The 25,918-nt window shown below is 59.7% G+C and carries 22 protein-coding genes; 5 read left to right on the plus strand and 17 right to left on the minus strand.

Annotated features, from left to right (window positions below; all coding sequences use genetic code 11):
- Positions 1–383: 383 nt before the first annotated feature.
- Complete coding sequence (locus tag ACYU7Z_RS10380) at positions 384–824, plus strand: hypothetical protein (protein ID WP_460570120.1); 441 nt, start codon at positions 384–386, stop codon at positions 822–824.
- On the opposite strand, the gene asnB is transcribed toward ACYU7Z_RS10380, so the two are convergent.
- The 4 genes from asnB to ACYU7Z_RS10400 all read right to left on the minus strand — a co-directional run bounded on the left by asnB (position 821) and on the right by ACYU7Z_RS10400 (position 4,766).
- Positions 821–2,662, minus strand: coding sequence for an asparagine synthetase B family protein (gene asnB, locus ACYU7Z_RS10385; RefSeq protein WP_460570122.1), 1,842 nt, complete (start codon positions 2,660–2,662; stop codon positions 821–823). The two genes, ACYU7Z_RS10380 and asnB, sit on opposite strands and share 4 nt — an antisense overlap.
- 2 nt (positions 2,663–2,664) lie before the next feature.
- Positions 2,665–3,300 carry a DUF2911 domain-containing protein gene (locus ACYU7Z_RS10390; protein ID WP_460570124.1) on the minus strand — a complete coding sequence of 212 codons (636 nt, stop codon included), beginning with the start codon at positions 3,298–3,300 and terminating at the stop codon, positions 2,665–2,667.
- 238 nt (positions 3,301–3,538) lie between these two features.
- Positions 3,539–4,117: a DUF2911 domain-containing protein gene (locus ACYU7Z_RS10395; RefSeq protein ID WP_460570126.1), complete on the minus strand. Its 579-nt coding sequence runs from the start codon at positions 4,115–4,117 to the stop codon at positions 3,539–3,541.
- Between the two features lie 46 nt (positions 4,118–4,163).
- Complete coding sequence (locus ACYU7Z_RS10400; protein WP_460570128.1) at positions 4,164–4,766, minus strand: acyl carrier protein phosphodiesterase; 603 nt, start codon at positions 4,764–4,766, stop codon at positions 4,164–4,166.
- 295 nt (positions 4,767–5,061) lie between these two features.
- Between ACYU7Z_RS10400 and ACYU7Z_RS10405 the strand changes: the two genes are divergently transcribed.
- A complete protein-coding gene (locus tag ACYU7Z_RS10405) occupies positions 5,062–5,499 on the plus strand; it encodes a hypothetical protein (protein WP_460570130.1) in 438 nt (145 codons plus the stop codon).
- Between the two features lie 176 nt (positions 5,500–5,675).
- Here ACYU7Z_RS10405 and ACYU7Z_RS10410 read toward each other — a convergent pair whose 3' ends face one another.
- The 4 genes from ACYU7Z_RS10410 to ACYU7Z_RS10425 all read right to left on the minus strand — a co-directional run bounded on the left by ACYU7Z_RS10410 (position 5,676) and on the right by ACYU7Z_RS10425 (position 9,897).
- Positions 5,676–6,464 carry a polysaccharide deacetylase family protein gene (locus ACYU7Z_RS10410; RefSeq protein WP_460570132.1) on the minus strand — a complete coding sequence of 263 codons (789 nt, stop codon included), beginning with the start codon at positions 6,462–6,464 and terminating at the stop codon, positions 5,676–5,678.
- On the minus strand, positions 6,461–7,381 hold the full coding sequence (locus ACYU7Z_RS10415; RefSeq protein WP_460570134.1) for a glycosyltransferase family 2 protein: 921 nt from the start codon (positions 7,379–7,381) through the stop codon (positions 6,461–6,463). The genes ACYU7Z_RS10410 and ACYU7Z_RS10415 overlap by 4 nt, the downstream gene beginning before the upstream one ends.
- The gene (locus ACYU7Z_RS10420) at positions 7,378–8,568 is read right to left on the minus strand and encodes a glycosyltransferase family 87 protein (protein WP_460570135.1); all 1,191 of its coding nucleotides are present in this window, start codon (positions 8,566–8,568) and stop codon (positions 7,378–7,380) included. Before ACYU7Z_RS10420 ends, ACYU7Z_RS10415 begins: the two co-directional genes overlap by 4 nt.
- Before the next feature lie 99 nt (positions 8,569–8,667).
- Positions 8,668–9,897 carry a glycosyltransferase family 87 protein gene (locus ACYU7Z_RS10425; protein WP_460570137.1) on the minus strand — a complete coding sequence of 410 codons (1,230 nt, stop codon included), beginning with the start codon at positions 9,895–9,897 and terminating at the stop codon, positions 8,668–8,670.
- Between the two features lie 72 nt (positions 9,898–9,969).
- Between ACYU7Z_RS10425 and ACYU7Z_RS10430 the strand changes: the two genes are divergently transcribed.
- Entirely contained in the window at positions 9,970–10,944 is a 975-nt protein-coding gene (locus ACYU7Z_RS10430; RefSeq protein ID WP_460570139.1) for a deoxyhypusine synthase family protein, read from the plus strand.
- A 287-nt stretch (positions 10,945–11,231) separates the two neighbouring features.
- Here the strand turns inward: ACYU7Z_RS10430 and ACYU7Z_RS10435 are convergent, their stop codons facing one another.
- From ACYU7Z_RS10435 to ACYU7Z_RS10465, 7 genes are all read right to left on the minus strand, one after another.
- A complete protein-coding gene (locus tag ACYU7Z_RS10435) occupies positions 11,232–12,752 on the minus strand; it encodes a M28 family peptidase (RefSeq protein WP_460570141.1) in 1,521 nt (506 codons plus the stop codon).
- Positions 12,753–12,940: 188 nt separating this feature from the next.
- Positions 12,941–13,396 carry an RpiB/LacA/LacB family sugar-phosphate isomerase gene (rpiB, locus tag ACYU7Z_RS10440; RefSeq protein WP_460570143.1) on the minus strand — a complete coding sequence of 152 codons (456 nt, stop codon included), beginning with the start codon at positions 13,394–13,396 and terminating at the stop codon, positions 12,941–12,943.
- An 89-nt stretch (positions 13,397–13,485) separates the two neighbouring features.
- Positions 13,486–14,283, minus strand: coding sequence for a twin-arginine translocase subunit TatC (tatC, locus tag ACYU7Z_RS10445; protein ID WP_460570145.1), 798 nt, complete (start codon positions 14,281–14,283; stop codon positions 13,486–13,488).
- A gap of 194 nt (positions 14,284–14,477) precedes the next feature.
- Positions 14,478–17,078: a zinc-dependent metalloprotease gene (locus ACYU7Z_RS10450; protein ID WP_460570147.1), complete on the minus strand. Its 2,601-nt coding sequence runs from the start codon at positions 17,076–17,078 to the stop codon at positions 14,478–14,480.
- 155 nt (positions 17,079–17,233) lie between these two features.
- Entirely contained in the window at positions 17,234–18,499 is a 1,266-nt protein-coding gene (locus ACYU7Z_RS10455) for a hemolysin family protein (RefSeq protein WP_460570149.1), read from the minus strand.
- A 153-nt stretch (positions 18,500–18,652) separates the two neighbouring features.
- A complete protein-coding gene (gene gmk, locus ACYU7Z_RS10460) occupies positions 18,653–19,234 on the minus strand; it encodes a guanylate kinase (RefSeq protein ID WP_460570151.1) in 582 nt (193 codons plus the stop codon).
- A gap of 150 nt (positions 19,235–19,384) precedes the next feature.
- Positions 19,385–19,882, minus strand: a complete 498-nt coding sequence (locus ACYU7Z_RS10465; RefSeq protein WP_460570153.1) for a cupin domain-containing protein — start codon at positions 19,880–19,882, stop codon at positions 19,385–19,387.
- 203 nt (positions 19,883–20,085) lie between these two features.
- On the opposite strand from ACYU7Z_RS10465, the gene ACYU7Z_RS10470 reads away from it, so the two are divergent.
- Positions 20,086–20,952, plus strand: coding sequence for a helix-turn-helix domain-containing protein (locus ACYU7Z_RS10470; RefSeq protein WP_460570155.1), 867 nt, complete (start codon positions 20,086–20,088; stop codon positions 20,950–20,952).
- 57 nt (positions 20,953–21,009) lie between these two features.
- Here the strand turns inward: ACYU7Z_RS10470 and ACYU7Z_RS10475 are convergent, their stop codons facing one another.
- Positions 21,010–23,475: a TonB-dependent receptor domain-containing protein gene (locus ACYU7Z_RS10475; protein WP_460570157.1), complete on the minus strand. Its 2,466-nt coding sequence runs from the start codon at positions 23,473–23,475 to the stop codon at positions 21,010–21,012.
- Between the two features lie 337 nt (positions 23,476–23,812).
- Between ACYU7Z_RS10475 and ACYU7Z_RS10480 the strand changes: the two genes are divergently transcribed.
- The gene (locus tag ACYU7Z_RS10480) at positions 23,813–24,400 is read left to right on the plus strand and encodes a nitroreductase family protein (protein WP_460570159.1); all 588 of its coding nucleotides are present in this window, start codon (positions 23,813–23,815) and stop codon (positions 24,398–24,400) included.
- 132 nt (positions 24,401–24,532) lie between these two features.
- Here the strand turns inward: ACYU7Z_RS10480 and murA are convergent, their stop codons facing one another.
- Positions 24,533–25,837 carry a UDP-N-acetylglucosamine 1-carboxyvinyltransferase gene (gene murA / locus ACYU7Z_RS10485; RefSeq protein WP_460570161.1) on the minus strand — a complete coding sequence of 435 codons (1,305 nt, stop codon included), beginning with the start codon at positions 25,835–25,837 and terminating at the stop codon, positions 24,533–24,535.
- Positions 25,838–25,918 lie beyond the last annotated feature (81 nt).

The raw sequence follows: 25,918 nt of genomic DNA on the forward strand, positions 1-25,918 counted from the left end.
GTAACCGTCATTGCGAGCGAAACAAAGTGCAGCGAAGCAATCTGCCTCGGAAAGAAACCGATTGCTTCGCTGCGCTCGCAATGACGTCAATGTTTCCGGCTTGCGGCTTCAAAGGTGCATTTTTCCCACTTACCAACCGGGCCCGCTTGCCGCCCCTCCCAATTAACCCTGGGTCGTGTAACATTTGGCGGAAACAAGCCGGCATTCCATCGCGCCTGCCGACCCTTCATCAGCGATTTCCGACAGTTCAACGAAGCTCGTCGTAGACCTCCGGGCGTTGGCGAATGTTTAACAGGCCGGTCGTGTAGGAACGCTTGACATCGCCTCCCCGGCGATCTACGTTTGTCTTGTCAAACCAATCGAAACCCATAAACAACAAGATCATGAAAAAAGTATTCTTCGCGCTGTTTGCACTGGTCATTTCGGCCAGCGCCTTCGCCACCCCCGACCCCGTTCTGAATCAGCAAGTACTGAAGACCTTCAACACAACATTCGTCTCCGCGCAGGACGTTCGCTGGAGCGAGCACCAGGGTATTTACGAAGCGCACTTCACGTTCAACGACATCGTTACCCGCGCCAGCTTCGATGCCGAAGGCAACACGGTGCAAACGATCCGCTACTACTTCGAGCAGCAGCTGCCGCTCAACATCCTCACCCGCCTGAAGAGCAACTATCAAGGTCAGCGCGTGCACGGCGTCACCGAAGTCACAACCGGCGACCGCACCGAGTACCACATCGTACTGGAATCGCGCAGCAACTGGACGACAATCATTGCCGACAATTCCGGCTATATGTCGCAGGAGAAGAAGATGGTAAAAGCTTAGTAGAGATACGACAGGGCCCAGTACTTCCAATCGGGGCCGGCAGCCGCATACGCCCCGTGCGGCTGTACTTTTTGAGCAAGCACCGAGCTGTCGAGCACAGCGGCCTCCACGAGCTTGCGCCGCGCAGCCAGGATCCGCTCCTGCACCGCCGGCAGCGTCATCCAGCGGGCCTGCGGCGGCTCGAAGCCGGTCTTGCGCGGTTGCCGCAACAGCTCGTCGGGCAGCACTCCTTCCATGGCCTTGCGCAGGATCCATTTCGTACGGCCCTCGCGGATCTTGAAGCGCGCCGGCAGCTGGAAGAGAAAGGTCACCAGCTCGGGGCTCAGGAAGGGCAGCCGCAGCTCGAGGCTGTGCGCCATGCTGTTGCGGTCGGCAAGACGCAGCAGCTCCTCCAGGCCGTTGGTAAACGTGTTGTAGTGCAGCGCCCCGTTGAGCGTGAACGTATCCGGGAGCATATAGTAACTATCAGATCGGTGCCGGCGGGCCCAGTCGGGATGGAGAAAGGGCATGCGTGCCGCCAGCCGCGCCCTGCGCCCTTCCTGCAGCGATGCGCTGAAGTGCGGCATCCGCGCCGCGAGGCGGTTTAGCGCGCCGAAGGTTTCGGGCACGCCGAGGGCGCGGGCCGCTTCCAGCTCTCCGCTCTTTCCCAGCGTACCGGCGCTAAGCAGCTCCCGCCAGTACCAGCGATAGTACTTTTCATAACCGGCAAGCACCTCGTCGGCACCCTGCCCGTCGAGCAGCACCGTAACTCCCTCCTTTTTAGCCGCAGCAAACACGGCGTATTGCGCCAGTGCGCTCGCCGATCCAACGGGCTCTTCCTGCTGCGCCTGCACCCGGTCCATAAGGCCCGGTACTTCCTCGTCTTTGATATCGATAAAATGCTGCTCCACGCCAAAGCGCGAAGCCACCAGCTCCGAAAGCCTGCGCTCGTCGCGCTCGAAGCCGGGGAATACGGCCGTGAAAGCCTTGTGTGTATAGGTGGGCGAAGCCGATTCGCGCCGGCAGTAGGCCAGCACGGAGGCGCTGTCGAGCCCGCCGCTGAGCGAGGTGCCCACGGCCACGTCGCTGCGAAGGCGGCGGCGCACCGAGGTGGCAAACAGGTCGCGGAAGGTTTCGATCGCGGCTTCGTCGGTCGTCGCGCGCTCGTCGATGGCGATATAGCCGAACTGGTTCAGCTCGAGCGTTTCGCGCCCCGGCTCGTAGCGCAGCCAGTGACCCGCGGGAAGCTTCGACACGTCCTGGTAAAATGTCTCGAGCGCATTGGCCGGGTTGACTACGTAGCCAAGCGTCAGGAAGTTATAGGCCATCCGGTCGTTGGCGCGGCGCGGCACGCCCAGCTGCCAGAGCCCGCGGAGCTCGGAGGCAAAGAGCAGGGTATCGTCGTCGAAATAAAAGTAGAAGGGCTTCTCGCCAAAACGGTCGCGGGCGGCGTACAGGCAGCCGTCGCGCGGATCCCAAAGGGCGAAGGCAAACGCGCCATCGAAGCGGTCGAGGGAGGCCGGCCCCCAGGCGGCCCAGGCGGCACAGAGTACTTCGGTATCGGAGGCCGTTTGAAACGAGTGTCCCAGCGCACGGAGCTCATCGCGCAGCTCTACGTAGTTATACAACTCACCGTTATACACAACCGTAAACCTGTCATAGGAAAAGGGCTGGCGCGAGCGCGGGTCGGGGTCGATGATCGACAGGCGCCCGTGGGCGAAGCGGCAGTGTCCGCCCTCATCGGTCCAGAAAGCGGCGGGCTCCGGGCCGCGGTGGCGCAGGCAGCCGATCGCTGCGCCCAGGTTGGCGGCAGCTACGCGCTGCGGGCTGGCAGAAACAATACCGGCGAGGCCGCACATACTCAGGATTTAAAGACGAAGCTAAGCCGCGTGCGCACATCGTCCCAGCCCATCACCAGGTCGGCGCCGTCGCCGGCGGGCTGAAACACCATGGTGAAGTGCTCGAGGGGCGGCTGCTTGCCGAGCACAGGCACGGTAAAGCGGAAGGCATCCTGCGTCGCATCGGTCTTCAGGCCCCAGCTATAGATATTCCGGTTGAATACGATCACCCATTCGTTGGGACCGGGGATGCAATAAAGCACGTAGCGGCCTTTCGGAACGGTTTGTCCCTGCACCGTGGCCGGAACAAAGAGCTCCAGCTCGGTGGCTTCGTTGGCGCCAAGACGCCAGGGCTCGCCGTACTTGAGCAGCCCGCCGAAGATCACGCGGCCACCTTTGTGCGGACGGCTGTAGATCACGCGGGCTTTCGGGCCGCCGCTGGTAGCGCCGGTCATCTTCTGTACGGGGTAGTCGACGGGAAAGTAGGCGATATCGAGCGGCGACAGGTCGACGGGCGACAGGTCGTTGATGCGCATCGTTGCGGGGATCGGATTGGTATCGCGCTGCCGGCCCGGTGTATCGGTTTGCGCGGTGGTATGATCGCCGCCATCCGCGCAGGCGGCCAGCAACCAGCAACAAAGAACAACCAATCGTTTCATGCCGAAAAAATACGGATTATTACCGGACCCGGCCAAGAGGCGGTCGCGGGGCTGCAGGAACACGGGCAGCGCGGCTCAGGTTATATTGAAAGATGCTGCATTCAGCTGAAGCGAAACCGAAGAGTACAATGCTCTACTTAATGCGAGCAAGCACTTTGTCACGCTGAGCAAAGCCGAAGAGTAGAGTGCTCTGCTGAAGACGAGAAAGTGCTTTTTCAGGCTGAGCGAAGCCGAAGCCTTACTTCACCGCGATGGGCACTGTCACGCGCTGGGTGTCCCAGGCGATCACGAGGTCGGGGCCGGCAGTGCCTTTGTCAAAGAAAAGCGTGAAGGGCTCCACCACTTCCGGGAGCTTTTCCACGGGTACGGTAATGCGGGCGGCGTCTTTTTTCTCGTCGTAATGAAAAGCGCCCCAGGTATCGGTTTCCTTGTTGAAGATAACGGTCCATTGCTGCGCCGCCACGATCGCATACACGGTGTACTTACCCTTGGGCAGCTTCTTTCCGCCCACGCGCACATCGCGGAAGAATTCCACTTCGGTGGCCTCGTTGGCCCCGAGTCGCCATACTTCATTATAAGGTACCAGCTCACCGAAGATGGTGCGGCCGTTCTTGGTTGGGCGGCTGTAGATAGCGCGCGCCAGCAGCGGCTCGGAGGCTTTGTTCTGGATCTTCAGGATGGGGTAGTTGACCGGGTAGTAAGCCATATCCATCGGCGACTTATCGAGCGTGGGCAGCGTGGTTGCGCCTGTCTGCGTTCCCTGGGCCCCGGCGATCCCGGCGGCGAATAATGCGATGACGAGGAAGAAGTATTTCATGGGCTGAGCGTGAGCCACAAAGGTAACGGGCGCCGCCCACGGCGTGTCACCGCTCGTACCCGCCGAGGGCGTCCGCTTCCATTTTTGCGAAGTCTTTAACATCGGGCGCCAGCGCTTCGTAGCAGGCGCGGAGCTCGCCGTGGTGCGACTCCAGCAGGGCCACCGCCACCTGTGGCTCGCCCATCCAGGAGGCGCGCCGGGCAAGTCCCCCGAGGCTTTGCGCGATCCCGGCGCTGTGGCGGTACTGATAGAGCCAGTTCTGCTCCTGCATGTAGGGAAACATCCGCGCAAACCGCGGCGGGAACCACTCCGCAAAACCGGAGAGTGTGCGGTACGTGTCCTGCACGAAGTGCTCGAGGGCGGCGGAATCGGGAAAGGCCGTGGCATCGTTGGCGAGGAAGTGATCGTACACGATGTCGACGATCGGTGCGCTGTACAGGCGGTAGTGCGGCCGGAAGAATTCCTTGGCCGAACGGGTGGCCGGGTGGCTATCGGTAAACTCGTCGATGCGGCGGTGGAGCTCGATACCGGCGCGGATGCCGGCCGGGAAGTCGTGGCGCGCGCGGCCCTTCACAAAGTCGGCGATCATGTTGCCCGCGAGCAGGGCGGGATCGCCGAAGGACAGGTAGGCATGGGCCAGGTAATTCATGACTACAAGGTAGCCCCTTTCCGTTCATCCATCCATTTCAGCAGTTCATCCTTGCGAATATCCGCCGCCCCTTACCGGCTGGCCGCGCCGGCATCCGGGGCGTTCATCAGAAAGGGCTGTTTGTTCATACCCGGAAAACGACAATTCGTCCGCCGTTAACATATGAGTTAAAGCGGAGATGCGCGCCCGGAGCGGATTCCGTTCCTCCCATTTGGCTTGCCACCCCCTGTAACGCATTCTACTTTTGAACCGTCAAACCAACGAACAATTTCAAAAAACCTTCAAATACTTAGTCATGAAATTCCTCTTTATCATCATCGCCTCCCTCAGTACGCTTCTTTGTAAAGCCGGTACCGTTACCGAAGTCACCCCGGCCGTTCTCGAATCCTTCCAGAATACCTTCGGCAATGCCCGCGAGGTAACCTGGAATTCCTCCCGCGAGTTCTACACCGCCAAGTTCACCCTCGATGGCCAGTACATCAACGCCTACTATAATTCCGGCGGCGAGCTCATCGCCCTCACCCGCAACATCACCGTGAGCCAGCTCCCCGTGTTGCTGCAGGCGGCCCTCAAGAAAGAAAGTAAAGACAGCTGGATCACCGAGCTGTTTGAATATGCTACCGACGAAGGCACCTTTTATTATGCCACCTTGGAAAACGCTGATATGAAAATCACCCTTCGCTCGGGCGACAAGAGCGAGTGGGCCACCTACACAAAGGTTGCAAAAATCTGAAAGTCGTTTTAGTGTGTGTTTTGGCGGCCCCTGTTTTTACGGGGGCTTTTTTGTTGCCGGTGATTAAGGCGGAAGTGCGAAGCCGGAAGTTGAGGGGACTGCTTTACCAACCTTCCAAAACCGCTCAAAACCCTCCAAAACCTTCCTGAACCTTCGTGAACCTGTCCTGAACCTTTCTACACCTTCCCTAAACCTTCCCCCTTGATATATTCTGCCATCGGCAGGAAGTCGCAATCTTTTGAAAAATCTTCAATAAGCCGGCGGAGGCGCTGCTGCAGCGGCGCGCCGGCGCGGGCCTTGGCGTAGCCCGGGATCCGGTAGCCATCGAGCCGGGTGAACTCCCAGGGATGGAAATACAGGCAGGCATAGCCGTCCTTTTTCAGTGTTGCGCGCACCCAGCTGCGAAAGGCCGGGTAGGGCGCATTTTTAAAGGCGAGCCAGAACAGCGGTATCCGCAGGCGCGGCGTTACCGAGGCCGGGAAGCGGAGCATGCCGTCTTCGGTGTAGGGCCCGCGTGGCAGGTGGCGGTTGTCGTAGCGGCCGGGGAGCCAGCAGGGATTCACCGACGAATCGTAGCTGTAGCCGGCTTCACGTACATCGGTCATCGGCACAGGCCGCATCCGCGGCATCCGGAGACCGGTCACGGGGCTGCCCGTGATCGCCTCGAGCACCGTGCGCGACTCCCAGAGATCCTGCGTGGCAAAGCGGCTGTGGTAAAACGTATGCGAGGCGATCTCGTGCCGCTGCGCGAGCGCGCGCATTGCTTCGGGATCCTGCTGGGCGTAAAAGGCGGTGGTAAAGAGCGTTCCGCGCACCTGCGGGTAATCGGCCAGCAGCGCCTGCAGCTCGCGCAACCCGGCACGGCCCACCTCCAGCTGCTCAGCCACCGGGATCTCCTGCCCGTATTCGAGCGGCATGTCGAATTCTTCGACGTCGAAGGACAGGAGCAGCGCGGGTCGTTTCATGCTTCTTCTTTTACCAGGTACATCGGGCGGCCTTTGCCCTGCATGAATATTTTGCCGAGGTAAAGTCCCATGATGCCAAGGATGCACAGCTGCAGCCCGCCGAAAAACGTGATGGTAACGATCACTGAGGTCCAGCCGCTGACGGCACGCCCCATGTAGTAGGAGAACAGCGCGTAGGGAAGGTACAGCACCGATAAAAGCGCGAATACAAACCCGAGGTAGGCGGCGAAATAAAGCGGCTTCGTGCTGAACGACGTGATGCCCTGCAGCGCAAAGCGCATCATCTTGCGGAAGGTATATTTCGAGCGGCCGGCGCGGCGCGGGTGCGGCTGGTATTCAACCGACACCTGCCGGAAGCCGATCCACTTCACGAGGCCGCGGAAGAAAGGCTCATGCTCAGCCATCTTCTGCAGCACCAGCACGCATTTGCGGTCAAGCAGGCGGAAGTCGGCCGAGCCTTTCTCCATCTCCAGGTCGGCCATCCGGTTCATGAAATTGTAAAACTGGTCGGAGGTCCATCGCTTCATCGAGCTCTCCTGTCGGTCGCCATCGCGGCGCAGGGTGTAGACCACGTCGAAGCCTTCTTCCCAGCGCTGCAGCAGCTCCGGTATGAGCTCGGGCGGATGCTGGAAGTCGCCATCGAGCGAGATGGCGCAGTCGCCGGTGGATTGATCAAGACCGGCCTTCAGCGCCGCCTGGTGGCCGAAGTTGCGGCTGAAGGAGCGGTAGTGCACACGCGGGTCGATGGCGGCGAGCCCCTGCAGCACGGAGAGCGTGCCGTCGGAGGAGCCGTCGTCTACGAGGATAAACCCGTAGGAATACGGGAGTTCTTCCATCACCGATTTTACCGCGGTCACAAGCGCCGCGATGTTCTCGGATTCATTGAAAACGGGTATGACGATGTCGACGTGCCTCATGCGGCTTCGAGGTTATGCATCCGGGAAAAATCAGTGCGCGCCACCTGCGCGATGAGCCAGCACCACACGGCAAAAACCGGGAGGCACTTCAGCGAATAGGCACGTATGTAATGTACTTTAATATAGGCCGGAAACAGGTCGGTGGGCGACAGCTCGGTCAGCAGCAGCACCAGCACAAGCAGGAAAAGGGCCCAGCGGTAATGGCGACGCCGGTTGAGCACATACCAGATGCCGACGCCGATGACCGGGATGACATAGGTGGACGATTCGGCCGAGGAACTGAAAATGACCACCGAGATCAGCACGATGGCGAGGTAGCTGAGGCGGTAGCCGCGGTGCCGGTATTGCTTCAGCCGCAGCAGCGGCGCGGCGATAAGAACACCCGCGGGCAGCAGCACCGGCCAGTTGTCGATCACGTGCCCGCTCATACGCCGGATCATACCCATCACCGAGATGTCCTGCATACCGCTGTTGGCCTCGAACACCACGTTCTGCGCGTTTTTCGCCTGCAGGCTGTGGTACCAGTCGATATAGCTTTGCAGCACAAACTGCGGCGACGAAAAGAGCATCGGCAACGCAAAAAGCACGGCGCACCAGAAGAGGAAGGAGGCGATGAATTTGAGCTTGTGCCTGGAGAAAAAGAAAAACAGGATGCCGCCGATGCCATACAGCTTGACGAAGAAGCCGATCGCGATAGCGAGCGTGGCCCAGAAGTCGTTTTCCTCTTCCACGCCCACCCAGGCCAGCACCAGCAAGCCGGTCAGCATCGTGTTGAACTGCACGTTGTGGGTGGCGGTCATCATCTCCACGGCGCCGATCGATAGGATGAGGAGCTTGCTGCGGTCGGGAAGCGGCAGCCGCTTCACGGCCCACCAAAGCACCGCGGCGTTGACGAGGCACCAGAGCGTTACCCCGAGCCAGTCGGGGAGTACAGCAAAAGGCGCGATGATCGGCGCGAAGGCCGGGCCATAGTGGTTCGTGTCTGTGTATTCGGCGGGGTATTCGGCAAAGAGGTTGGTGCCGGCCCACAGGTGCCAGAAGACCCCTTTGAAAATGAGGTAGTTTTTATAGGAGTGACGGCCCACCTGTGCCAGCGTGGCAATGAGGGCCAGCCCGAACCAGAGTACGGTGGCGCCGCTCAGGCGGAATTTACCCAGCCGGATCTGCCGGTACTGGAATTGGCTCAAACGCAAGCTGCTCGGAAACATCAACGTTAATGAATGTTAATTGCGCTGCAACGATACGCTATTCGGCCCAAAAAAGGAAGAGCTGACAGACGGGTGGCCTCAGGCAGCCGTTGAAACCGTAGAAAGACGGTGTGGGCCCGACAGCGGGTCGAGTGCGCGGAGAAACTGCCTGCGGTGAATCTGCACGAGAATGATGACCCAGGTGATGACGGAAGGAAGCGCTTTGAGCGAGTACGGCCGCAGCACGTTGTTGCGTAGCCAGGGCGTAAACAGGTCGCTGTAGGCAAAGGTGGTGAGGAAGAGCGCGAAGAGGAAAAAGCCGTTCACCAGCTTCGTCTTGGGCTGCAGGCACCACCAGATGCAAATGGCCGGCAGGGCGATGATATAGGTTGGCGATTCGGCGCCCGAGCTGAAGATGACCGTTGAGAGGAGCACGGAGCAAAGCAGGTAGAGGCGGTAGCGCAGGTCGCCCCAGTGCCGGAAGGGAGCGTATTGCGTGAGAAACAGGAGGCCCCCGGGGATCATCACCCAGCTGTTGCGGAGCGCGGCAAAGCCGAAGATCCGCCGGATCATCCCCATCGCCGAAATGTCCTGGAAGAGGTAGCCGTTTGCCAGGTCGGTGTTGTGTGCGTCCTTCACCTTGAGCGCGAGGAACCAGTCGTTATAGGTTTGCACGAGGAAGTCGAAAGAGGTCAGCAGCAGCGGCGCGAAGAAGAACACGATGCTCCACAGCAGCGCCCATCCGATCAGCGCCCCCTTGCGGCGGCTGAAGAAGAAAAACGCGAAGCCCACGAGCCCGTACAGCTTGATGAAGGTGCCAAGCATCAGCAGGAAAGCCGCGCGCCCTTCCTTGCCCTCGAGGATAAACGAAAAGCCGAGGAGAATGAAGGAGCAGACCAGCGCATTGACCTGGAGCCAGGCCGAGTGGTTCATGAGCTCGTGGCTGCAGAACAGCAGGATCGCGGTTTTCCAGGCGCGGTGCATCGGCAGCCGGCGGATCGCCCAGAAGAGCATTCCCACGTTGAGGGCCACCCACAGCACTACGGACAGCTTGTCGGGCAGCAGCGCAAAGGGTGCGATGAGCAGGGCAAAGAGGGGCCCGTACATGAACTGGTCGCCATACTCGGCTGGGTAGAAGGGGTACAGGTTTTTGTGCTCCTGGATATGGAAGAACGAGTACTTGTAAATAAGGTAGATATTGATCTCGCCCGCGGCCAGGATGCGGATGAGGGCAATGAGCGAAAGACCGAACCATAAGGCATAGGCCAGCTTGCGGTTGTAGAGGAATTCGCCGGTCCGGATGAAGTTAAGGATGCGCATAGCGCTCATGGCGGGAAGGTAAGGAAAGAACCGTTGTTCGGGCCGGCAAAAACGTACTTTTGCCCTCTGAAAAAATCGATCATGACTAAAGGACCCGTTTCGCAGTTCATCACCCACCACTACCGACACTTCAACGCTGCTGCCCTCGTGGATGCGGCCAAAGGATACGAAACCCACCTCCTCGAAGGAGGCAAGATGATGGTTACCCTGGCCGGTGCCATGAGTACTGCCGAACTGGGCATCTCGCTCGCCGAGATGATCCGCCAGGATAAGATCCACATCATCTCCTGTACGGGCGCCAACCTCGAAGAGGACATCATGAACCTCGTGGCCCACGACCACTACGAGCGACTCCCCAACTGGCGCGACCTGACGCCGCAACAGGAGTGGGACCTGCTGGAGCGTGGCCTCAACCGCGTTACCGATACCTGCATCCCCGAAGAGGAAGCCTTCCGCCGCATCCAGAAGCACATCGCCAAGCTGTGGCACGATGCCGATGCTTCGGGCGAGCGCAAGTTCCCCCACGAATACATGTACGACCTGCTCAACAGCGGCGTCATGAAGGAATACTACCAGATCGACCCGAAGAACTCGTGGATGATCGCCGCGGCCGAGAAGAACCTGCCGATCGTGGTGGGTGGCTGGGAAGACAGCACGATGGGCAACATCTTCGCCTCCTATGTATATAAAGGCGAGATCAAGGCGAGCACCATGAAAAGCGGTATCGAATACATGGTATGGCTGGCCAACTACTACAAAGACAACTCGGCCGGCAAGGGCATCGGCTTCTTCCAGGTGGGCGGCGGCATCGCCGGCGACTTCCCCATCTGCGTGGTGCCGATGATGTACCAGGACCTGGAGATGCACGAGATTCCCTTCTGGAGCTATTTCTGCCAGATCTCCGACTCCACGACCTCCTACGGCTCCTACTCCGGTGCGCATCCCAACGAAAAGATCACCTGGGGCAAGCTCGACATCCACACGCCCAAATACATCATCGAAAGCGACGCCACCATCGTGGCCCCGCTGGTATTTGCGTACCTGCTCGGCTGGTAAATCGGCTTGCTGATCCTGGAAATACCTTACTCAGACCTGCCCAAAAGGCGGGTCTTTTTATTAACTATCATTAACCGTATTAAACCTTGGAGGGTCTGGCACGATCTTACTTTCGAATCGTCCCTGCAAAACACCCACTATGAAACGCATCCTCCAGTTCTTCGTCGTTCTGTTCGTTCTCCTGATCGGTCCGTTCATGGGCGACCAGTAAAAATCTTTGGTATTTTATTGAAAAGACCCCGCGCTGCGGGGTCTTTTTGCTGTCAGATCATTTACCGGGGCGGGATCTACCGCATCCGGGTTTCCGGCAGCGGCTTGTCGCGCTTGAGCATCTCCTTGCGGCTGGCCATCTCCCAGGCGGTGTAGAACACCAGCTGGGCGCGGCGGGCCATCAGCGCAAAGTTGATCTTGTCGGGCGTGTCGGTGGGACGATGGTAGTCGGCGCCGAGCATGCCGTCGTAATAAAAGATGATGGGAACTCCTTTGCGGGCGAAGTTGTAGTGGTCGCTGCGGAAGTAGATCTGGTTGGGATCTTTGGGGTCGTTGAACTTGTAATCAAGCTGCATCTTCACATACTTCCTATTCATGCCCTCGCTGATGGGGCGGAGGTCGGAGCTCACCTTGTCGTCGCCCACCACGAACACGTAGTTGAGCGTATCGACGTTGCCCGCTGCGTCCTTGCGGGTGGCATCGCCGCGGCCGATCATATCGATGTTGAGGTCGGCAGTCGTCTTCTCGAGCGGAAAGATGGGGTGCTCGGAATAATACTGCGAGCCCCAGAGGCCTTTCTCCTCGCCGCTGACGCACATGAACACCATCGTGCGGCGCGGGCCGCGGCCGGCTTTCCTGGCCAGCGCGAAGGCTTCGGCGATCTCGAGCACACCGGTGGTTCCCGAGCCGTCGTCGTCGGCGCCGTAATAGATTACTGTATCGCGCTTCCCGAGGTGATCGTAGTGGCCCGTTACAAACAGGTATTGATCCTTGAGGTCGGTACCGGGCAGCACGCCGATCACGTTGCTGCTTTCGAGCGTGCGCGTTTGCTTGGCCACATCGAGCAGCACGTTGGCCGTAAACTCACGGTTCACAAGCGTTCCGGCCTGGGCACTGTCGAAGGAGGCGCCCATGATGGCGCGGGCCACGGCTTCGGAGATCGAGAAGTTCTGCGGGGCCACCGAGCGGCGGAAACCGGAGAGCATCATGTTGCCGCGTGTGTTGGTGCTGGTTTTCCGGGGAAAGTCTTTGTTGATGAAGAGGATGGCGGCGGCGCCGTTGCGGGCGGCGTTGTCGGCCTTGGCGAAGGCCGTCACGCTGCGTGTGCCGCTCGGAGCAGCGGTGCCCCAGGCGATCACAAGACGGCCGCGGACGTTTCGGCCCCTGTAGTCGCTCGAGGTGGAGTCGTCGGCGCCGGCGCCCACGAACACAGCCTCCGAAAAGCGATACGTAGCATTGGTCAGCGCGCCGAGGTTCTGGAAGCTGAAGTCCTTATCCAGTGCGAAGGCGGTACCGTTCACCTCGATGCCGGCGTGGAGCAGCGAATCCTGGTACACCGGGTACGTCTGCTGGTACGAGCCGTTGTTGCCGGGCTCAAGGCCGATCTGGCGGAAAAAGTTTTCGATATAAGCCGCGGCCCGCTTCTGTCCGGGCGTCGCGGTTTCGCGGCCTTCCATCTCCGCGCTGGCGAGGGTGAAGAGGTGCTTCCGCATATCAGCCTCGTTGATCGTGGCCGCAAATACCTGCGGGTTGCCTTTCTTCTGCGCTGCGCCCGCAAGCGAAGCGAGCATAGCGGTAGCTAAGAGTATTCGATTCATAGGGGGGAAATATACAGCGGAAAACAATCTGCAGGTCTGCTAATGTGCTGGTCTGCTAATACCGGTTTACTACCGGCGGAAATGTCCTGGCCCGATAGTGACAACTTATTACCAGCACTCCTGTCCATGCCAGCAGCAGGCCTGTTTTTCCAATTATTAGCAGACTAGCAGACTACTTTATTAGCAGACTAGCACGCGATCTTATTCACGCGGTTCTCATGCCGCCCGCCTTCAAACGGAGTTTCGAGAAAAAGCCCCGTGATTTTTTCGGCGGTCTCGAGCGACACGAAGCGCGAAGGAATGCAGATGATGTTTGCGGCATTGTGCTGGCGCGCCAGCGAGGCGAGCTCGTCGGACCAGGCAATCGCCGCGCGGATACCCGCGTGCTTATTGGCCGTGATCGCCACACCGTTGGCCGAGCCGCATACCAGGATGCCCGCTCCGGCCTCGCCGTTCTCTACGGCCGATGCCACGGGATGTGCAAAGTCGGGATAGTCTACGGAGTCGGTGCTGAAGGTGCCGAAGTCTTTTACCTGCAGGCCTTTGTCCTGCAGCCATTGCACCAGGTGCTGCTTGTATTCGAAGCCGGCATGATCGGCGCCGATGGCAATGGGCTTGGAAAGATCGAAGGTCGGGGCGTGCATAACGGGGGTTTTGGCAAAGGTAGCCGCTCCCTATTCGTTATTCAACATTCCTTGTTCCTTGTTCTTCTGGTCTGTTGTTCTGCTGTTCCCTAGCTCCACTCCTTCGGCTTCTTCTTTTTGTCCACGCGTCCCGCCAGCAGGATCGAGATCTCGTAGAGCAGCAGCAGCGGAAGCGCCACGGTCATCTGGCTCACGATATCCGGCCCGGGCGTGATGATGGCGGCAATGACGAAGATGATGATGATGGAGTATTTCCGAACCTTGCGCAGGTAGGTGGCGTTTACGATGCCCACCTTGGCCAGGAAGTAGATCACGAGCGGCAGCTGGAAAGCCAGACCCGAGCCCAGCACCAGCGGGATCATCGTGTCGATATAGCTCGATAGCGTCCAGCGGTTCTCGATATTGTCGTCGAGCTGGAAGCCCGCGAAGAACTTGATGGTATAGGGAGAGATCACGAAGTAGCCGAAGAGCACCCCGATGAAAAACAGCACCGATACCCAGAAGATGACACCACCCGTGTTGCCGCGCTCGTTCTCGGTCAGCGCAGGCCGCACGAAGCGCCAGAACTCGAAGAAGATGTAGGGAAAGGCGATGATGACGCCGCCGATAAGGCATACCGTGAAGAACATGCTGAACTGCGTGCTCACCCCGGTGCTTTGCATCTTGATGCTGAGGCCTTCCATGCAGAGGCTCTTGCCCACGCCCAGCGACTGGCCGATGCGGCACAGCACCCCGTAGGTGGGAAAATCAGCGTGCGTGGGCCCGAGCAGCACATCGTGGATGAAGAAGTGGTTGAAGACGCCCACCACGATCGCGCCCAGCAGGGCGGCAAGCACGCTGCGAAACAGCGTTCCCCGCAGCACATCGAGGTGCTCAATGAACGACATCTCCGACCGGTTGGGATCCCCTCCCCTTCTGAACAATTTCAACAGCGCCATGCAACAGTTTGAAGTGGGCAAAGATAACCGGGAGAAAGTTATCAAGTCGGAAGTCCGGAAGGCGAAACTGTTATCCCGTCGTTATCCTGCCGGACTACTTACGGGTTTTCCCTGCTTCTGGACTTCCCGCTTCCGCCTTTCCCTTACTTCTCGTCGAGGGCTTTCTTCACCAGGTACACGAGGTTGTTCCGGTGGGCCCGCGTTTCGGCGTTCGGCGCGGGCGCGGCGGCCTGGCGGCTGCGGATGCGCTGCACGGCATCGAGGGCGGCGGCCTGCGACACGGCGTCGTACTGGTTGTAGCGGTCGCTCACGATATCGAGCAGCAGGCGCAGGTACTCGGTCTGCAGGTTCTGGCGGTACACGTTCACCGGCCCATTGAGGTCGGCGGCGAAGATGGCCGTTTCGAGGTCGCCAAAGAGGTCGGCCACGGAGTAGCGGTTGCCATAAAGGCGGCTGTTGGTGAGGCGCTGCAGCGTGGCGGGGTGCAGCAGGTGGGCCAGCGCGCCGTTGTATTGCTGCGACAGGGCGGCGCCCGTTGCCTTGTAGTCGTCGCCGTACGGGTTCTGGTTGAAGCCGCGGCGCTGCGGCTGCAGGTAGGGCAGCAGCGCCGTGTCGGCAAGCCACGCATCCGGGGCAAACACGTAGCGGCTCAGCACCTTCACGGCGCTTTTCTGCAGTGCCAGGGGCACGGATGTATAGGGCTTCGTGGCCGAGTGCTGGTCGGGGAAGCTGCGGTCGATGTACACACCGCCGATATAGCGGCTCACGGCGCCGATCATCTGCTGCCGCTGGGCCTGCAGGGCGGCATAGCGAACCCGCAGCTCGGCCCAGCTCTGGCCCGGCTTGCTGTAGCGCTGCACCAGCTGCGGCACGAGGGCCCGCAGCAGCTGCAGCCGGCCGGCCGCGTAGCCGATGGCGTCGCTGGTAAGATCATCCACGTTGGCGCGCGGGTCCATGCCTTTGCCCGGGCTCCGCATGTCGTCGGCGTCGTTGCCGAAGGCCAGCATCGGGTCGGTGCTCTTCGCGAGCAGGGCGGCGCTGCCGGTGGCTTCGCTGGCGCTGTCGGCATAGGGCGTATAGCCAAAGGCGATGGCCCAGTCATCATAGGGGCCTTCCTTCGTGGTATAGTAGTCGCCCTGCTTTTTCGGGTCGGCAGCGATATTGATCGCGGGGTAATCCATCACCGAGCCCAGCAGCCCGTACTTATGCGTCAGCGTCGTATCGTTGATCTGGGCGGGCGTCCACAGCTGGCTGCCCTTCATGTTGTGGTTGAGGCCGAGGGTATGTCCCAGCTCGTGCATGATGAGGTAGGTCAGGAACTGGCGGTGCATCGTACTCAGCTCCTGCGGGCCCGCACCGGCTCCTTCGAGGAGCGTGCTGCCGGCAATGAATTGGGCCTTCAGCTCCTCGCCCACGCTGCACATCGGGTAGCCCTCCGCAAGCTGGGACGGCGTGGTTCCGGCACCCTGCGCGGCTGCGGTTGTCTTACCCAGCAGCAACTCCTCGAGCACGGGGGAGGCGCTCCCGGTAAACCATTCGATCGTAACGTCGGCGCCCAGGATCTGGCCCGTGCGCGGGTTGGTGGTGTACTGGCCGATGGCGCCGTAAGGCGGCTGTGCCGACGATACCCAGCGCACAACGTTGTAGCGCAGGTCCGACGGATCCCAGCTCGCGGTGTCCGGCATTTCTTCCACGCGGATCGCGTTTTTGAAGCCCGCGCCCTCGAAGGCTTTGTTCCACTGAAGGATCGCAGCACGCACCGTGGGCCGGTAGGCTACGGGCGTCGTATTCTCGATCCAGAAGGTGATGGGCTCCACCGGCTCGCTGAGGGCGGCCGAAGGATCCTTCTTTACCAGGTGCCAGCGGTCGATAACGTCGCGGAAGGGTGTGGCGCTGATACTGGTCTGGTCGTTCACCTGGTGCGCGAAGAAGCCCACACGCGGGTCGTCGCGGCGCGGGATATAGTCGTTTTGCGGAAGCTCGATAAAGGAGTGCTGCAGGCGCACCCGCACGTAGCGCGGGTCGGTGATGTCGCGCCCGGGGGCCGCAACAGCGTTGGGATTGTCGTAGGCCAGGTCCACCACAACATCGGTATTGCCGGGGAAGGCCTTGAGCGCGACGTATTTCGATTTGAAGGGATTGAGGTTGCCAAGCGCGAAGGCGGCCGGCCCGAAGAGGTTGATCACTGCCGGTGGCTTCACGGGGTCGAAGCGCTCGCCCAGGAAGATCCCGTCGGCATTGACGAGGTAGCCGGTGGAGTCTTCACCGATAATACGCTCGGAGAGCAGCACGGCGTCGGGCTTGTCCACGTCCTTGGTGCGGCTGATCGGGTTGGCAGGATCGTAATAGAAGGCCGTATTGACCCGGTTGATCTCGATGCGGTCAAAGGCTTTTTCAATGCGGAAGATGAAGTTGGAGCGGTAGATGTTCTGGTTGAGCAGCAGCGCTGTGGGGCCGCTCAGCGCGAAGCTCTGGTAGATGAACTCCTTGCCCAGCTGGCTTTTGCGGATGTAGAGGTTGACGCCGCCGCTCGCGGTATCCTGGTAAAAGGTAAAGAGCCCATCGCTGCGGCGGCTGCCTTTGGTCTTATCGGCCAGCGGCCACGAAGGTTTCTTCTTCGCAGCCGTATCCGTGGCGAAAACGGGCAGCGATGCCGGCGTTTTGCCTGACGTTTGCGCATGGATGGAAAGGCTGAAAAGGCCGGCAGCAAGGGCTGCCAGGGCGGTCCGATAGGTAACAGGCATACTGCCTAAAATTACGAATGCGGCGGGAGAGAGAAGGAACGCGGATGATTATGATTTGTTAAGATAAGCGCGGATGACAGCGATAACAGCCATTGCAAGCGACGACTTTCTGAACCTCTCTGAACCTCTCTGAACCTTCCAAACCCTTCTGAACCCTACTTCAAAACCTTCAGCTTCACCATCTCGATCCGCGTGTCGCTCACGTTGATGACATCGAACTCGTAGTTGTTGATGATGATCCGCTCCTTTTGCTTGGGGATCGTTTCGTGGTGGTTGATGATATAACCGGAAAGCGTCTCCGACTCCTCGTCTTCGGGGAAGGAGAGGTCGAACTTGTCGCAGAGGTAGTCGAGCTCGAGGCGGCCGGAGAGGATGTACTCGTTTTCGGAGATGCGGCGCTCCACGAATTCCTCGGAGTCGTATTCGTCGTGGATCTCCCCGAAGATCTCTTCCAGCACGTCTTCCATCGTAACGATACCGGCCGTGCCGCCGAATTCGTCCACCACCCAGGCAATACTGCGGCCTTCGCGGGTGAACTTGTTGATAAGGTCGGTGGCGCTCATGCTCTCGGGCACGGCGGGAATGGGCAGGAGAATGTCGCCGATCGTTTGCGGGTTCTTGAACAGGTCGAGCTGGTGCACGTAGCCGACGATATGGTCGATATTGCCTTCAAAGACCACGAGCTTACTCAGCTTCGTTTCAATCAGCTTCTGCCGCACCTCTTCCACCGACGACCGTACTTCTACGGCAATGATCTCCTTGCGCGGCACGAGGCACTGGCGGATGCGCGTCTTCGGCAGCTCCAGCGCGTTCTCGAACAGCTCGGTGTTCACGTCCTCGGGCTCGTAGTCGTCGTTGCTTTGCTGGAAGAGGGTGTCGAAATCGGTACCGCTAAATACGCCTTTCTTTTCATCCACCCGAACGTTGAAGATGTAGCGGAGCACCCACTCCGAGAGGTTGACGAACAGCGTCGCCAGGGGCTGCAGCAACTTGTAAAAGAGGTTTACGATCCACACGAAGCGGGAGAGGATGATGTTGCTCTTGGCGCGGAAGAATGCCTTGGGAATGAACTCGCCGAACACGAGCACCAGGAAGGTACCCACGGCGATGTCGACGATGTTGCGGAGCGTGTCGAAGCGGTCGCTGTGGAGGCCGGCGAGGTGCCACAGCACATCGGAGATGCGGATGAACTCGATGACAAAGCACACCAGCGAAATAGTAAAGCCGATGACCATCACGCTCACGAAGATCTCGGGGGTCTGGATAAACCGCGACAGCAGCTGCGCGCCGGGGCGGCCCTGCTTCTTTTTCAGCTCAACGCCGAATCGGTTGACGCTGTAAAAGGCCATCTCGATACCCGAGAAGAAAGCCATCATGAGGATGGTCACGAAAAACCAGGCTATGACGGAGGTTTCGATCATAGTTTAAAGATAAGGGCATCCGTCTGGAAGAGAAAGAACGCGGATTTTTTATGATGATTAAGATTCGCACGGATTTTCTTTGGCAGGCGTAAGCAAATCATAACGAATCGTAATAATCTGCGTATCCGCCAGCTGGCGGATCAGCGTTCTTTCTCACCTGCGCCCGATAAAATCCAGCACGGCCTCCTCCGCCTCGCGGCAGGCGTCCTCGAGGTGCTCGTTGACGATCACCTTGTGGAAATGGTGCTTGAACGAGATCTCGTAGGCGGCCTTGTTGACGCGGGCCTGCAGGCTTTCGGCGCTTTCGGTGCCGCGGCCCGTGAGGCGGCGCTGCAGCTCCTCGATCGAAGGCGGCTCGATGAAAAGCGAAAGAATATTCTCGGGGTATTGCTGCTGGATGTGGATGGCGCCCTTGACATCGATGTCGAGCACCGGCGTTTTGCCTTCGTCCCAGATGCGGCGCATCTCGCTCTTGAGGGTACCGTAGTATTTGCCCTCGTACACCATCTCCCATTCCATGAATTCGTTCTTGTGGATGCGGTCCTGGAACTCGGCGACGCTCATGAAGTGGTAGTCGATCCCGTTCTGCTCCGTACCCCGCGGCGAGCGGGTCGCGGCGGATATCGAAAAGGCGAGGCGCTCGGGATATTTGTTCAGCAGGTAGCGCGTGATCGAGGTCTTGCCCGCCCCCGACGGAGCGGTGAGGATGATGATCTTGCCGAAATCTGCTGCCATAGGTGCGGAATTGAGCGGCGAATATACGCAGAGCCGCCGGAGTGACACGGATGGAACGCAAGGCATTTTCAACAACAAAATGCCCGCAGGCAGGGGCCCGGACTCGGCTCCCGCTGCGAAAAACGCCGGGCTCCCGCCCGGCGCTACCCGTCACTTTTTATTCCGCGGGTCATCCGAAGGATTGATGTAGTTAATGGCGAAGGGCCCCATGCCATGCACCTGCACCACTGCCTTGCCCCTGCAGAACGCATAGTGCGCGAAGCTGGCAGGGATCACCGCAAAGCCGCCGCGCGTCAGCTGCATGGCCCCAGCACGGTTGAGACTTTTGCCCGAACCCATATACAGGCTGCCCTGGATCACGGTAACGTGCTCGGCGGTCGGATGGGTATGCGGCGGGATCGTGTAGTTCGCGGGCATCTGCAGGCGAACCGTGTAAAGACCTTCCTTCGAGGGATCGCCCTCGAGCACGGCCAGCTTCACACCCGGCGGCAGAAAAGGCGGCCCGGGCATCCATTTAACACCCGCCTCATTCACCATTACATGCTTCTGCGCGCTCATGGCACTGTCGCCATGCTGCTGCGCACAGGCAGCGCTGCCGACCAGCAAGGCGGCGCACAGGCACAAAGTTTTCCATTTGCTGTTGCTCATAACATTGGATTTTGCGTGAAGGATATTCTTTATAAGGTACGACACTTTGACGGCACCCGCAAGCCGGGCCATTCACGCCAACAGCACAACAGGAGCGCCTCCGCGAGCACAGCGCGGGTCCTGACTACCATCGTATGACCATTAGCAGAATAGCAGACTACCTCATTAGCAGACTACGCCATCAGCAGATTATCTTAGCTCCTGTGCAACACGTCGAATTCTTCCACCGCAGCCACTTCGAGCGCCGGTACCACCGCCGCCCCGCCCGACGTGCGCTGGCGCCCTTCATCGACTTTTTCTGGGAAACCGACTTCGACGACCTGCTGGCGCGGCATCCCGAAGGCTTCTCCGACGCGCTGTTTCCCAACGTTGGCTACACCTATATGATCAACCTGGGCACTCCTTTCGAGCTGCAGCTGGGTGCCACACGATACCGCGTCAAGCAGGATATTTTCCTCCCGCGCCAGCAAGCGATGGTAGCGTATCACAGCGGCGGCAACCGCATCTTCGGCATCAAGTTCCGCGTGTCGCCCATTGTGCTGGAAAAGGAGGTCAACTTCTCCGAATACCGTGAGTCGGTACACCCGCTTTCCTACCTCATCGAGAAGCCCCTGCTCGAGGCGGTGAAGGGCGCCCGCAACTTCGACGAGCGCATGCAGCTGCTGTCGTCGCACTACGAGCGGATGATCGAGCGGCACGGCGGCCCCGAGGGCGCGGGCCCGGCACCCGTGTCGCTGGTTACCGGGCTGCTCCGCGACTGCAGCGAGCGCCGCGACTTCAACACAGCACTGTCAGAACTGGCCGCGGCCCACGGCATCAGCGCCCGCAGCCTGCAGCGCTACTTCCTGGCCAGCACCAGCACCACGGGCAAGCAGGCGCTCCAGATCCTCCGTATCCGGTCGGCCGTAGAACTACTGGTCAATGACCCCGCGGCTTTTCGCTACGAAGACTTTGGCTACTACGACTACAGCCACTTCTTCAAGCACCTCCGCTCCTTCGTCAGCAGCGCGCATATTGAGATCGCGCGGCCCCACCTCGAATTGCTGCGCACAAAAAGGGAGGTCGAATAATCGACCTCCCGTCAAACCTTCTGTGTTCTCTGTCTATGAAAAGAATTCTTTCGCAAACTAGCCACCCGCGCGCTGGCGTTCTTCTTCCGAGGCCGTAGTTCTACGGCGGGCCGCCTGCACCTTGCTGTTACCGAAGCGCCAGGTGAAGGAGAGCGTGCCCACGCGCGTGTCGCGCACCGCATGCCACACTTCTACATAGCGGCCGGGGTAGGTGACCGTGGAGCCGGGATAGTTGCTGCGGAAGATGTCCGTTACGTTGAGGCGCACCGTGCCCTTTCCTTGCAGCACCAGCTTCTGCACACCCGCTGTAATGTTCACCTGTGCGCGGTTCACCGAGTAGCCGTCGCGGCCGCCGGTAAAGTAATTGCCATTGAGCTCGGCGCTCCAGCCCTTCGCCATTGTGAACGTGTTGTTGACGCGGAAGTTGCCGGCCGGCGACCCGTTCGATACTGCAACGCCGCCGATGTTGCCGTTGAAGTGATTATAGTACACGTTGACATTACCCAGCAGGTTCCACCAGGGCTTCACGCGCCAGGGCAGCGTAGCCGTAAGGCCGTAGTAGTCGGAAGACTCCAGGTTCACCGGGATCTGCACCGTGATGTTCGAATCCTGTCCCGGCTTGATCTCGAAGTTGGGAATCACGTCGAGGATCCGCGAGAGCACGGTCGACTGCGGGTCGGTGGTATGACTGTACCCGAGGGTAAAGTTGAGTTGCTTCACGGTGTAGCTCGCCTCGTAGCTCCAGGTAAGCTGGGGCTTCAGCAGCGGCGCGCCGGTGGCGTAGATCGTGGCATCCACCTGGAACAGGAAGGGATTGAGCTGGCTATAGCCCGGGCGGTCGATGCGGCGACTCACGGACAGACCGACCACCTTATCGTCACGGAGCTTGTAGTTGACGAAGGCCGACGGAAACAGCTGGAAGTAGTTGTTGCGGAAGCGCTCGCCGCCTTTCGATTGCAGCGTACGGATGTTGGTCTGCTCGCCGCGCAGGCCGAGCTGCACCGACCATTTCTTCCACTCGCGGCTGCCGTTCAAATAAGCGGCGTTGTTGTATTCCTCGTAATAAAAGCGGTTGGTCTTGCTGCTGTCTACAGGCCGGCTGCCGCCAAGTACGTTGTAGAAATGAGCGTCGTTGTCGGAATGCACATAGCTCGACTTCACACCGGCTTCGATACGGCCGCCTTTGAAAGGGTGGGTATAATCGGCCTTGCCCGAGGTGAGGTGCAGCTTTCCACGCTGGTCGCCGTCGAGGATGTCGGGTGTGCGCTTTGGCGAGCCGTCAAGGTTGAAGAAGCTGCTGGCCGTACGCGAGAGCGAGGTCGTGTGGTACACGCCGTAGTCGAGGTCGGCGCTGAATTCCGAGCCGGCACTGTCGAGACGCGTCTTGAAGTTGACGTTCCCCACCGTATTGTCGTTGTGATCATCATTATCCGCGTCGGAGCGGAAGGTGAAGTCAGGGGATCCCTGCGGGTTGTTGACAGTCGTATGCAGGTCGGAGCTGCGGGTAAAAGCGGCCGCGTTACTGTTCACCACGAAGCCAAGAATGCTCTTATTCGATACGAAGAAATCCGCGCCAAAGCGTGCGTTGTGCGACTGCACCTTGAAGTCGGCGTTATTATCCTTGACGTCGGCGCCGGTGAGCGTGCTGCCGTTGTAAAAGTTACGGTTGATGAACAGGTGATTCAGGAACTCGCGGTTACCGTAGTTATACGACCCGAACAGGTTGGCCTTCCTGCTGCGGTAGTTGAACGAACCCCCGGCACCGGCCTTCGGAAGAAACCCATAGCCATAGCTGGCGTTGAGTGTTCCGTTGCTGCCGAGGCGCTGGTCTTTCTTGAGGCGGATGTCGATGATCCCCGAGTTGCCGGAGGCGTCGTAGCGAGAGGATGGATTGGTTATGATGTCGATCCGCTCAATGGCGTTGCTGGGAAGGCTGCGGAGGTAGTTGGCCAGCTCCTGCCCCGTCATCGGGCTCGGCTTTCCGTCGATCATGATGATGACGCCGCTGCGGCCGCGGAGGGAGATAGCGTCGTTGTTGTCGATGGTAACGCCGGGCGAGCGCTCCAGCACGTCGATGGCCGTTGAGCCCGCCGACACGATGCTGTTCTCGACGTTGACCACGATGCGGTCGCTGAGCTTCTGGATGAAGGGCTTTCGCGAAGCCACCGTCACGCCCTTGAGCTCGTTGGAAGCTTTCGGGGCAAGACTGAGGGCCGGCACCTGGGCCATTGCGCCGGCGGCCACCTCGAAGGGCGCCGACCAGGCTTCCTGCTGGCCCGTCATCGAAACGTGGAGGAGGTAGCGCCCCTCTGACAGCCCCTCGGCGACGGCTGCGCCGTCTTTATCGGTCAGCGCGGTCCTGACAAGCGAAGAGTCTTTGGCTTTCCGTATTTCTACGGTAGCGCCGTCGAGCGCGGCTTGTTGCGCGTTGCGCACGGTTACGGATACAGAGCCTTTCCCGCCCTGCGCCTGACCCGCTACGACGGCGGCGAGGAGCATTCCTGTCAACAAATATTTTCTCATGGCTACGATTTGGGAGCAAAACAACCAAACCCGGAAACGCACTCCTAGTCAATTAGGAGCCAGTGGCCGGGAGAAGTTTCGAAAGGGCGCAGGGCTACATCTACGAAAATGATCGTGTCTGAATTTTACATGAATCGCAGAACGCAAACCGGGGCTTTACCAACAGCGTGAAATCGCACAAGGTGTTTTTTTTCAATTGCGCCTTTCGCCAGGTCGGGGAGTTTGCTTCTTCCCCAACTTGCGGATCGCCATGACGGCTTTGCCGTCGCGCAGCATCCTCCAGCATTCCGGATTCCCGATTGCCGCTTCCCGATCCCCGATTCCCGATATTTGCGCCATGACCTACGATATCGAACAGATCAACTCCCTGATAAAGTCCCGCCGCTCCACGTTCCCGAAGCAATACGACCCGGCCGTGCCGGTCGACGAAGCTGTTGTGCAGCAGGTACTCGAAAACGCCACCTGGGCACCGAGCCATGGCAACCTGCAGCCCTGGCGCTTTGTGGTGTTCGCGGGTGAAGGCCGGCAGAAGCTGGCGCAGTTCCAGGCTGAGCTCTATAAGCAGGAAGCCGGCGAAGGATTCAAGCCCGCAACGTACGAAACACTCCTGGCGAACCCGCTCAAGGCGGCCTACGTCATCGCTCTTTGCCTGAAGCGCGACCCGAACAAAAAGTTCCCCGAAATCGAGGAGGTCAGCGCCGTGGCCAGCGCCGTGCAGAACATGTACCTCACCGTAACGGCCTACGGCCTTGGTGGCTACTGGACCACCGGCGGTGTTACCTACAAGGAAAGCGCGAAAGAATTCTTCGGCCTCGGCCCCGACGATAAGCTGATGGGCTTCTTCTACATCGGCGCCGTCGCCGTAGCCTCCCCCGCCAAGGAGCGCGCCCCGCTGGAAGATAAGATCGAGTGGGTGCGTTCGTGAATCGTCAATCGTGAATCGTCAATTCGCAATGCGCGGAAAATAAAGAACGGATGCCAAAGGCATCCGTTCTTCGTTACAGGTGTCAGTATTCACGATTGACGATTCACGAAACCCGCTCACCTGCTCACCCGCTCACAACCTCTTGATCGACGCCCCGATCGCATTCAGGCGCGTATCGATGTTCTGGTAGCCGCGGTCGATCTGCTCGATGTTCTGGATCGTGCTCTTGCCTTCGGCGCTGAGTGCCGCAATAAGCAGCGACACACCCGCACGGATGTCGGGGCTCGACATCGAGATGCCGCGGAGGCGGTACTGGCGGCCAAGTCCGATCACAGTGGCGCGGTGCGGATCGCAGAGGATGATGCGAGCACCCATGTCGATGAGCTTGTCGACGAAAAAGAGACGGCTTTCAAACATCTTCTGGTGCACCAGCAGCGAGCCTTTCGCCTGCGTGGCCACCACGAGGATGATCGACAGCAGGTCGGGCGTGAGGCCCGGCCAGGGATGGTCGTACATCGTGAGGACGCCGCCGTCCATATGCGTCTGGATCTCGTACAGATCCTGCGCCGGCACGTGGATGTCGTCGTCGATGAAATTCATTTTGATCCCGAGCTGCTCGAAGCGGTCGGGGATCACACCCAGCTGGTCGAGACGCACGTTCTTGATGGTGATATCGCTTTGCGTCATCGCCGCGAGACCGATGAAGGAACCGATTTCGATCATGTCGGGGAGCATGCGGTGCTCGGTGCCGAATAGTCGCTCCACGCCCTGGATCGTCAGCAGGTTAGAGCCGACACCCGAGATGTTGCCGCCCATGCTGTTGAGCATGAGGCAAAGCTGCTGGATATAGGGCTCGCAGGCCGCATTGTAAATTGTCGTCGTGCCTTCTGCGAGGACGGCTGCCATGATGATGTTGGCGGTACCGGTCACGGAGGGTTCATCAAGCAGCAGGTAGGTGCCCTTGAGGCCTTCGGTCGTAAAATAAAAGAACCCGTCTTCGGGGAAGTAGGTGAATTCGGCGCCCAGCTTTTCGAAGCCGAGGATGTGGGTGTCGAGGCGGCGGCGGCCGATCTTGTCGCCACCGGGCTTCGGGATAAAGGCTTTCTTCCAGCGTCCCAGCATCGGGCCGGCAAACATCACCGAGCCGCGCAGGTGGCCGCTTTTGGCTTTGAACTCGTCGCGGCGCAGGTAGTTGATGTCCACATCGTCGGCCTGGAACTCGCAGGTCTGGCGGTCGATGCGGTTCACCTTCACGCCCATGCCGGCAAGCAGGTCGATAAGGTTGTTGACGTCGAGAATATCGGGGATGTTATGGATGGTGACCTTTTCGGCCGTCAGCAGCACGGCGCTGATGATCTGCAGCGCTTCGTTCTTGGCGCCCTGGGGGATGATCTCGCCTTTGAGGCGGCGGCCGCCTTCCACTTCAAATGAAGCCATGTTGGTGGTTTGATTTTACGCGGGCAAGATACGGCGGGATGGTGAGCGGTGAGCAGGTGAGCAGGTGAGCAGACAACAACC

It is taken from the genome of Flaviaestuariibacter terrae, from assembly GCF_054777635.1.

Excerpts from the sequence above, each read along its gene's own strand:
- ACYU7Z_RS10430 (WP_460570139.1), top strand. The coding sequence starts at position 9,970 with ATGACTAAAGGACCCGTTTCGCAGTTCATCACCCACCACTACCGACAC.
- ACYU7Z_RS10380 (WP_460570120.1), top strand. The coding sequence starts at position 384 with ATGAAAAAAGTATTCTTCGCGCTGTTTGCACTGGTCATTTCGGCCAGC.
- ACYU7Z_RS10465 (WP_460570153.1), bottom strand. The coding sequence starts at position 19,882 with ATGAGCAACAGCAAATGGAAAACTTTGTGCCTGTGCGCCGCCTTGCTG.
- ACYU7Z_RS10410 (WP_460570132.1), bottom strand. The coding sequence starts at position 6,464 with ATGAAACGACCCGCGCTGCTCCTGTCCTTCGACGTCGAAGAATTCGAC.
- ACYU7Z_RS10480 (WP_460570159.1), top strand. The coding sequence starts at position 23,813 with ATGACCTACGATATCGAACAGATCAACTCCCTGATAAAGTCCCGCCGC.
- gmk (WP_460570151.1), bottom strand. The coding sequence starts at position 19,234 with ATGGCAGCAGATTTCGGCAAGATCATCATCCTCACCGCTCCGTCGGGG.
- ACYU7Z_RS10425 (WP_460570137.1), bottom strand. The coding sequence starts at position 9,897 with ATGAGCGCTATGCGCATCCTTAACTTCATCCGGACCGGCGAATTCCTC.
- ACYU7Z_RS10395 (WP_460570126.1), bottom strand. The coding sequence starts at position 4,117 with ATGAAATACTTCTTCCTCGTCATCGCATTATTCGCCGCCGGGATCGCC.
- ACYU7Z_RS10435 (WP_460570141.1), bottom strand. The coding sequence starts at position 12,752 with ATGAATCGAATACTCTTAGCTACCGCTATGCTCGCTTCGCTTGCGGGC.
- ACYU7Z_RS10455 (WP_460570149.1), bottom strand. The coding sequence starts at position 18,499 with ATGATCGAAACCTCCGTCATAGCCTGGTTTTTCGTGACCATCCTCATG.
- ACYU7Z_RS10390 (WP_460570124.1), bottom strand. The coding sequence starts at position 3,300 with ATGAAACGATTGGTTGTTCTTTGTTGCTGGTTGCTGGCCGCCTGCGCG.
- ACYU7Z_RS10415 (WP_460570134.1), bottom strand. The coding sequence starts at position 7,381 with ATGAGGCACGTCGACATCGTCATACCCGTTTTCAATGAATCCGAGAAC.
- asnB (WP_460570122.1), bottom strand. The coding sequence starts at position 2,662 with ATGTGCGGCCTCGCCGGTATTGTTTCTGCCAGCCCGCAGCGCGTAGCT.
- tatC (WP_460570145.1), bottom strand. The coding sequence starts at position 14,283 with ATGTCGTTCATTGAGCACCTCGATGTGCTGCGGGGAACGCTGTTTCGC.
- ACYU7Z_RS10405 (WP_460570130.1), top strand. The coding sequence starts at position 5,062 with ATGAAATTCCTCTTTATCATCATCGCCTCCCTCAGTACGCTTCTTTGT.
- ACYU7Z_RS10450 (WP_460570147.1), bottom strand. The coding sequence starts at position 17,078 with ATGCCTGTTACCTATCGGACCGCCCTGGCAGCCCTTGCTGCCGGCCTT.
- ACYU7Z_RS10400 (WP_460570128.1), bottom strand. The coding sequence starts at position 4,766 with ATGAATTACCTGGCCCATGCCTACCTGTCCTTCGGCGATCCCGCCCTG.
- ACYU7Z_RS10475 (WP_460570157.1), bottom strand. The coding sequence starts at position 23,475 with ATGAGAAAATATTTGTTGACAGGAATGCTCCTCGCCGCCGTCGTAGCG.
- rpiB (WP_460570143.1), bottom strand. The coding sequence starts at position 13,396 with ATGCACGCCCCGACCTTCGATCTTTCCAAGCCCATTGCCATCGGCGCC.
- murA (WP_460570161.1), bottom strand. The coding sequence starts at position 25,837 with ATGGCTTCATTTGAAGTGGAAGGCGGCCGCCGCCTCAAAGGCGAGATC.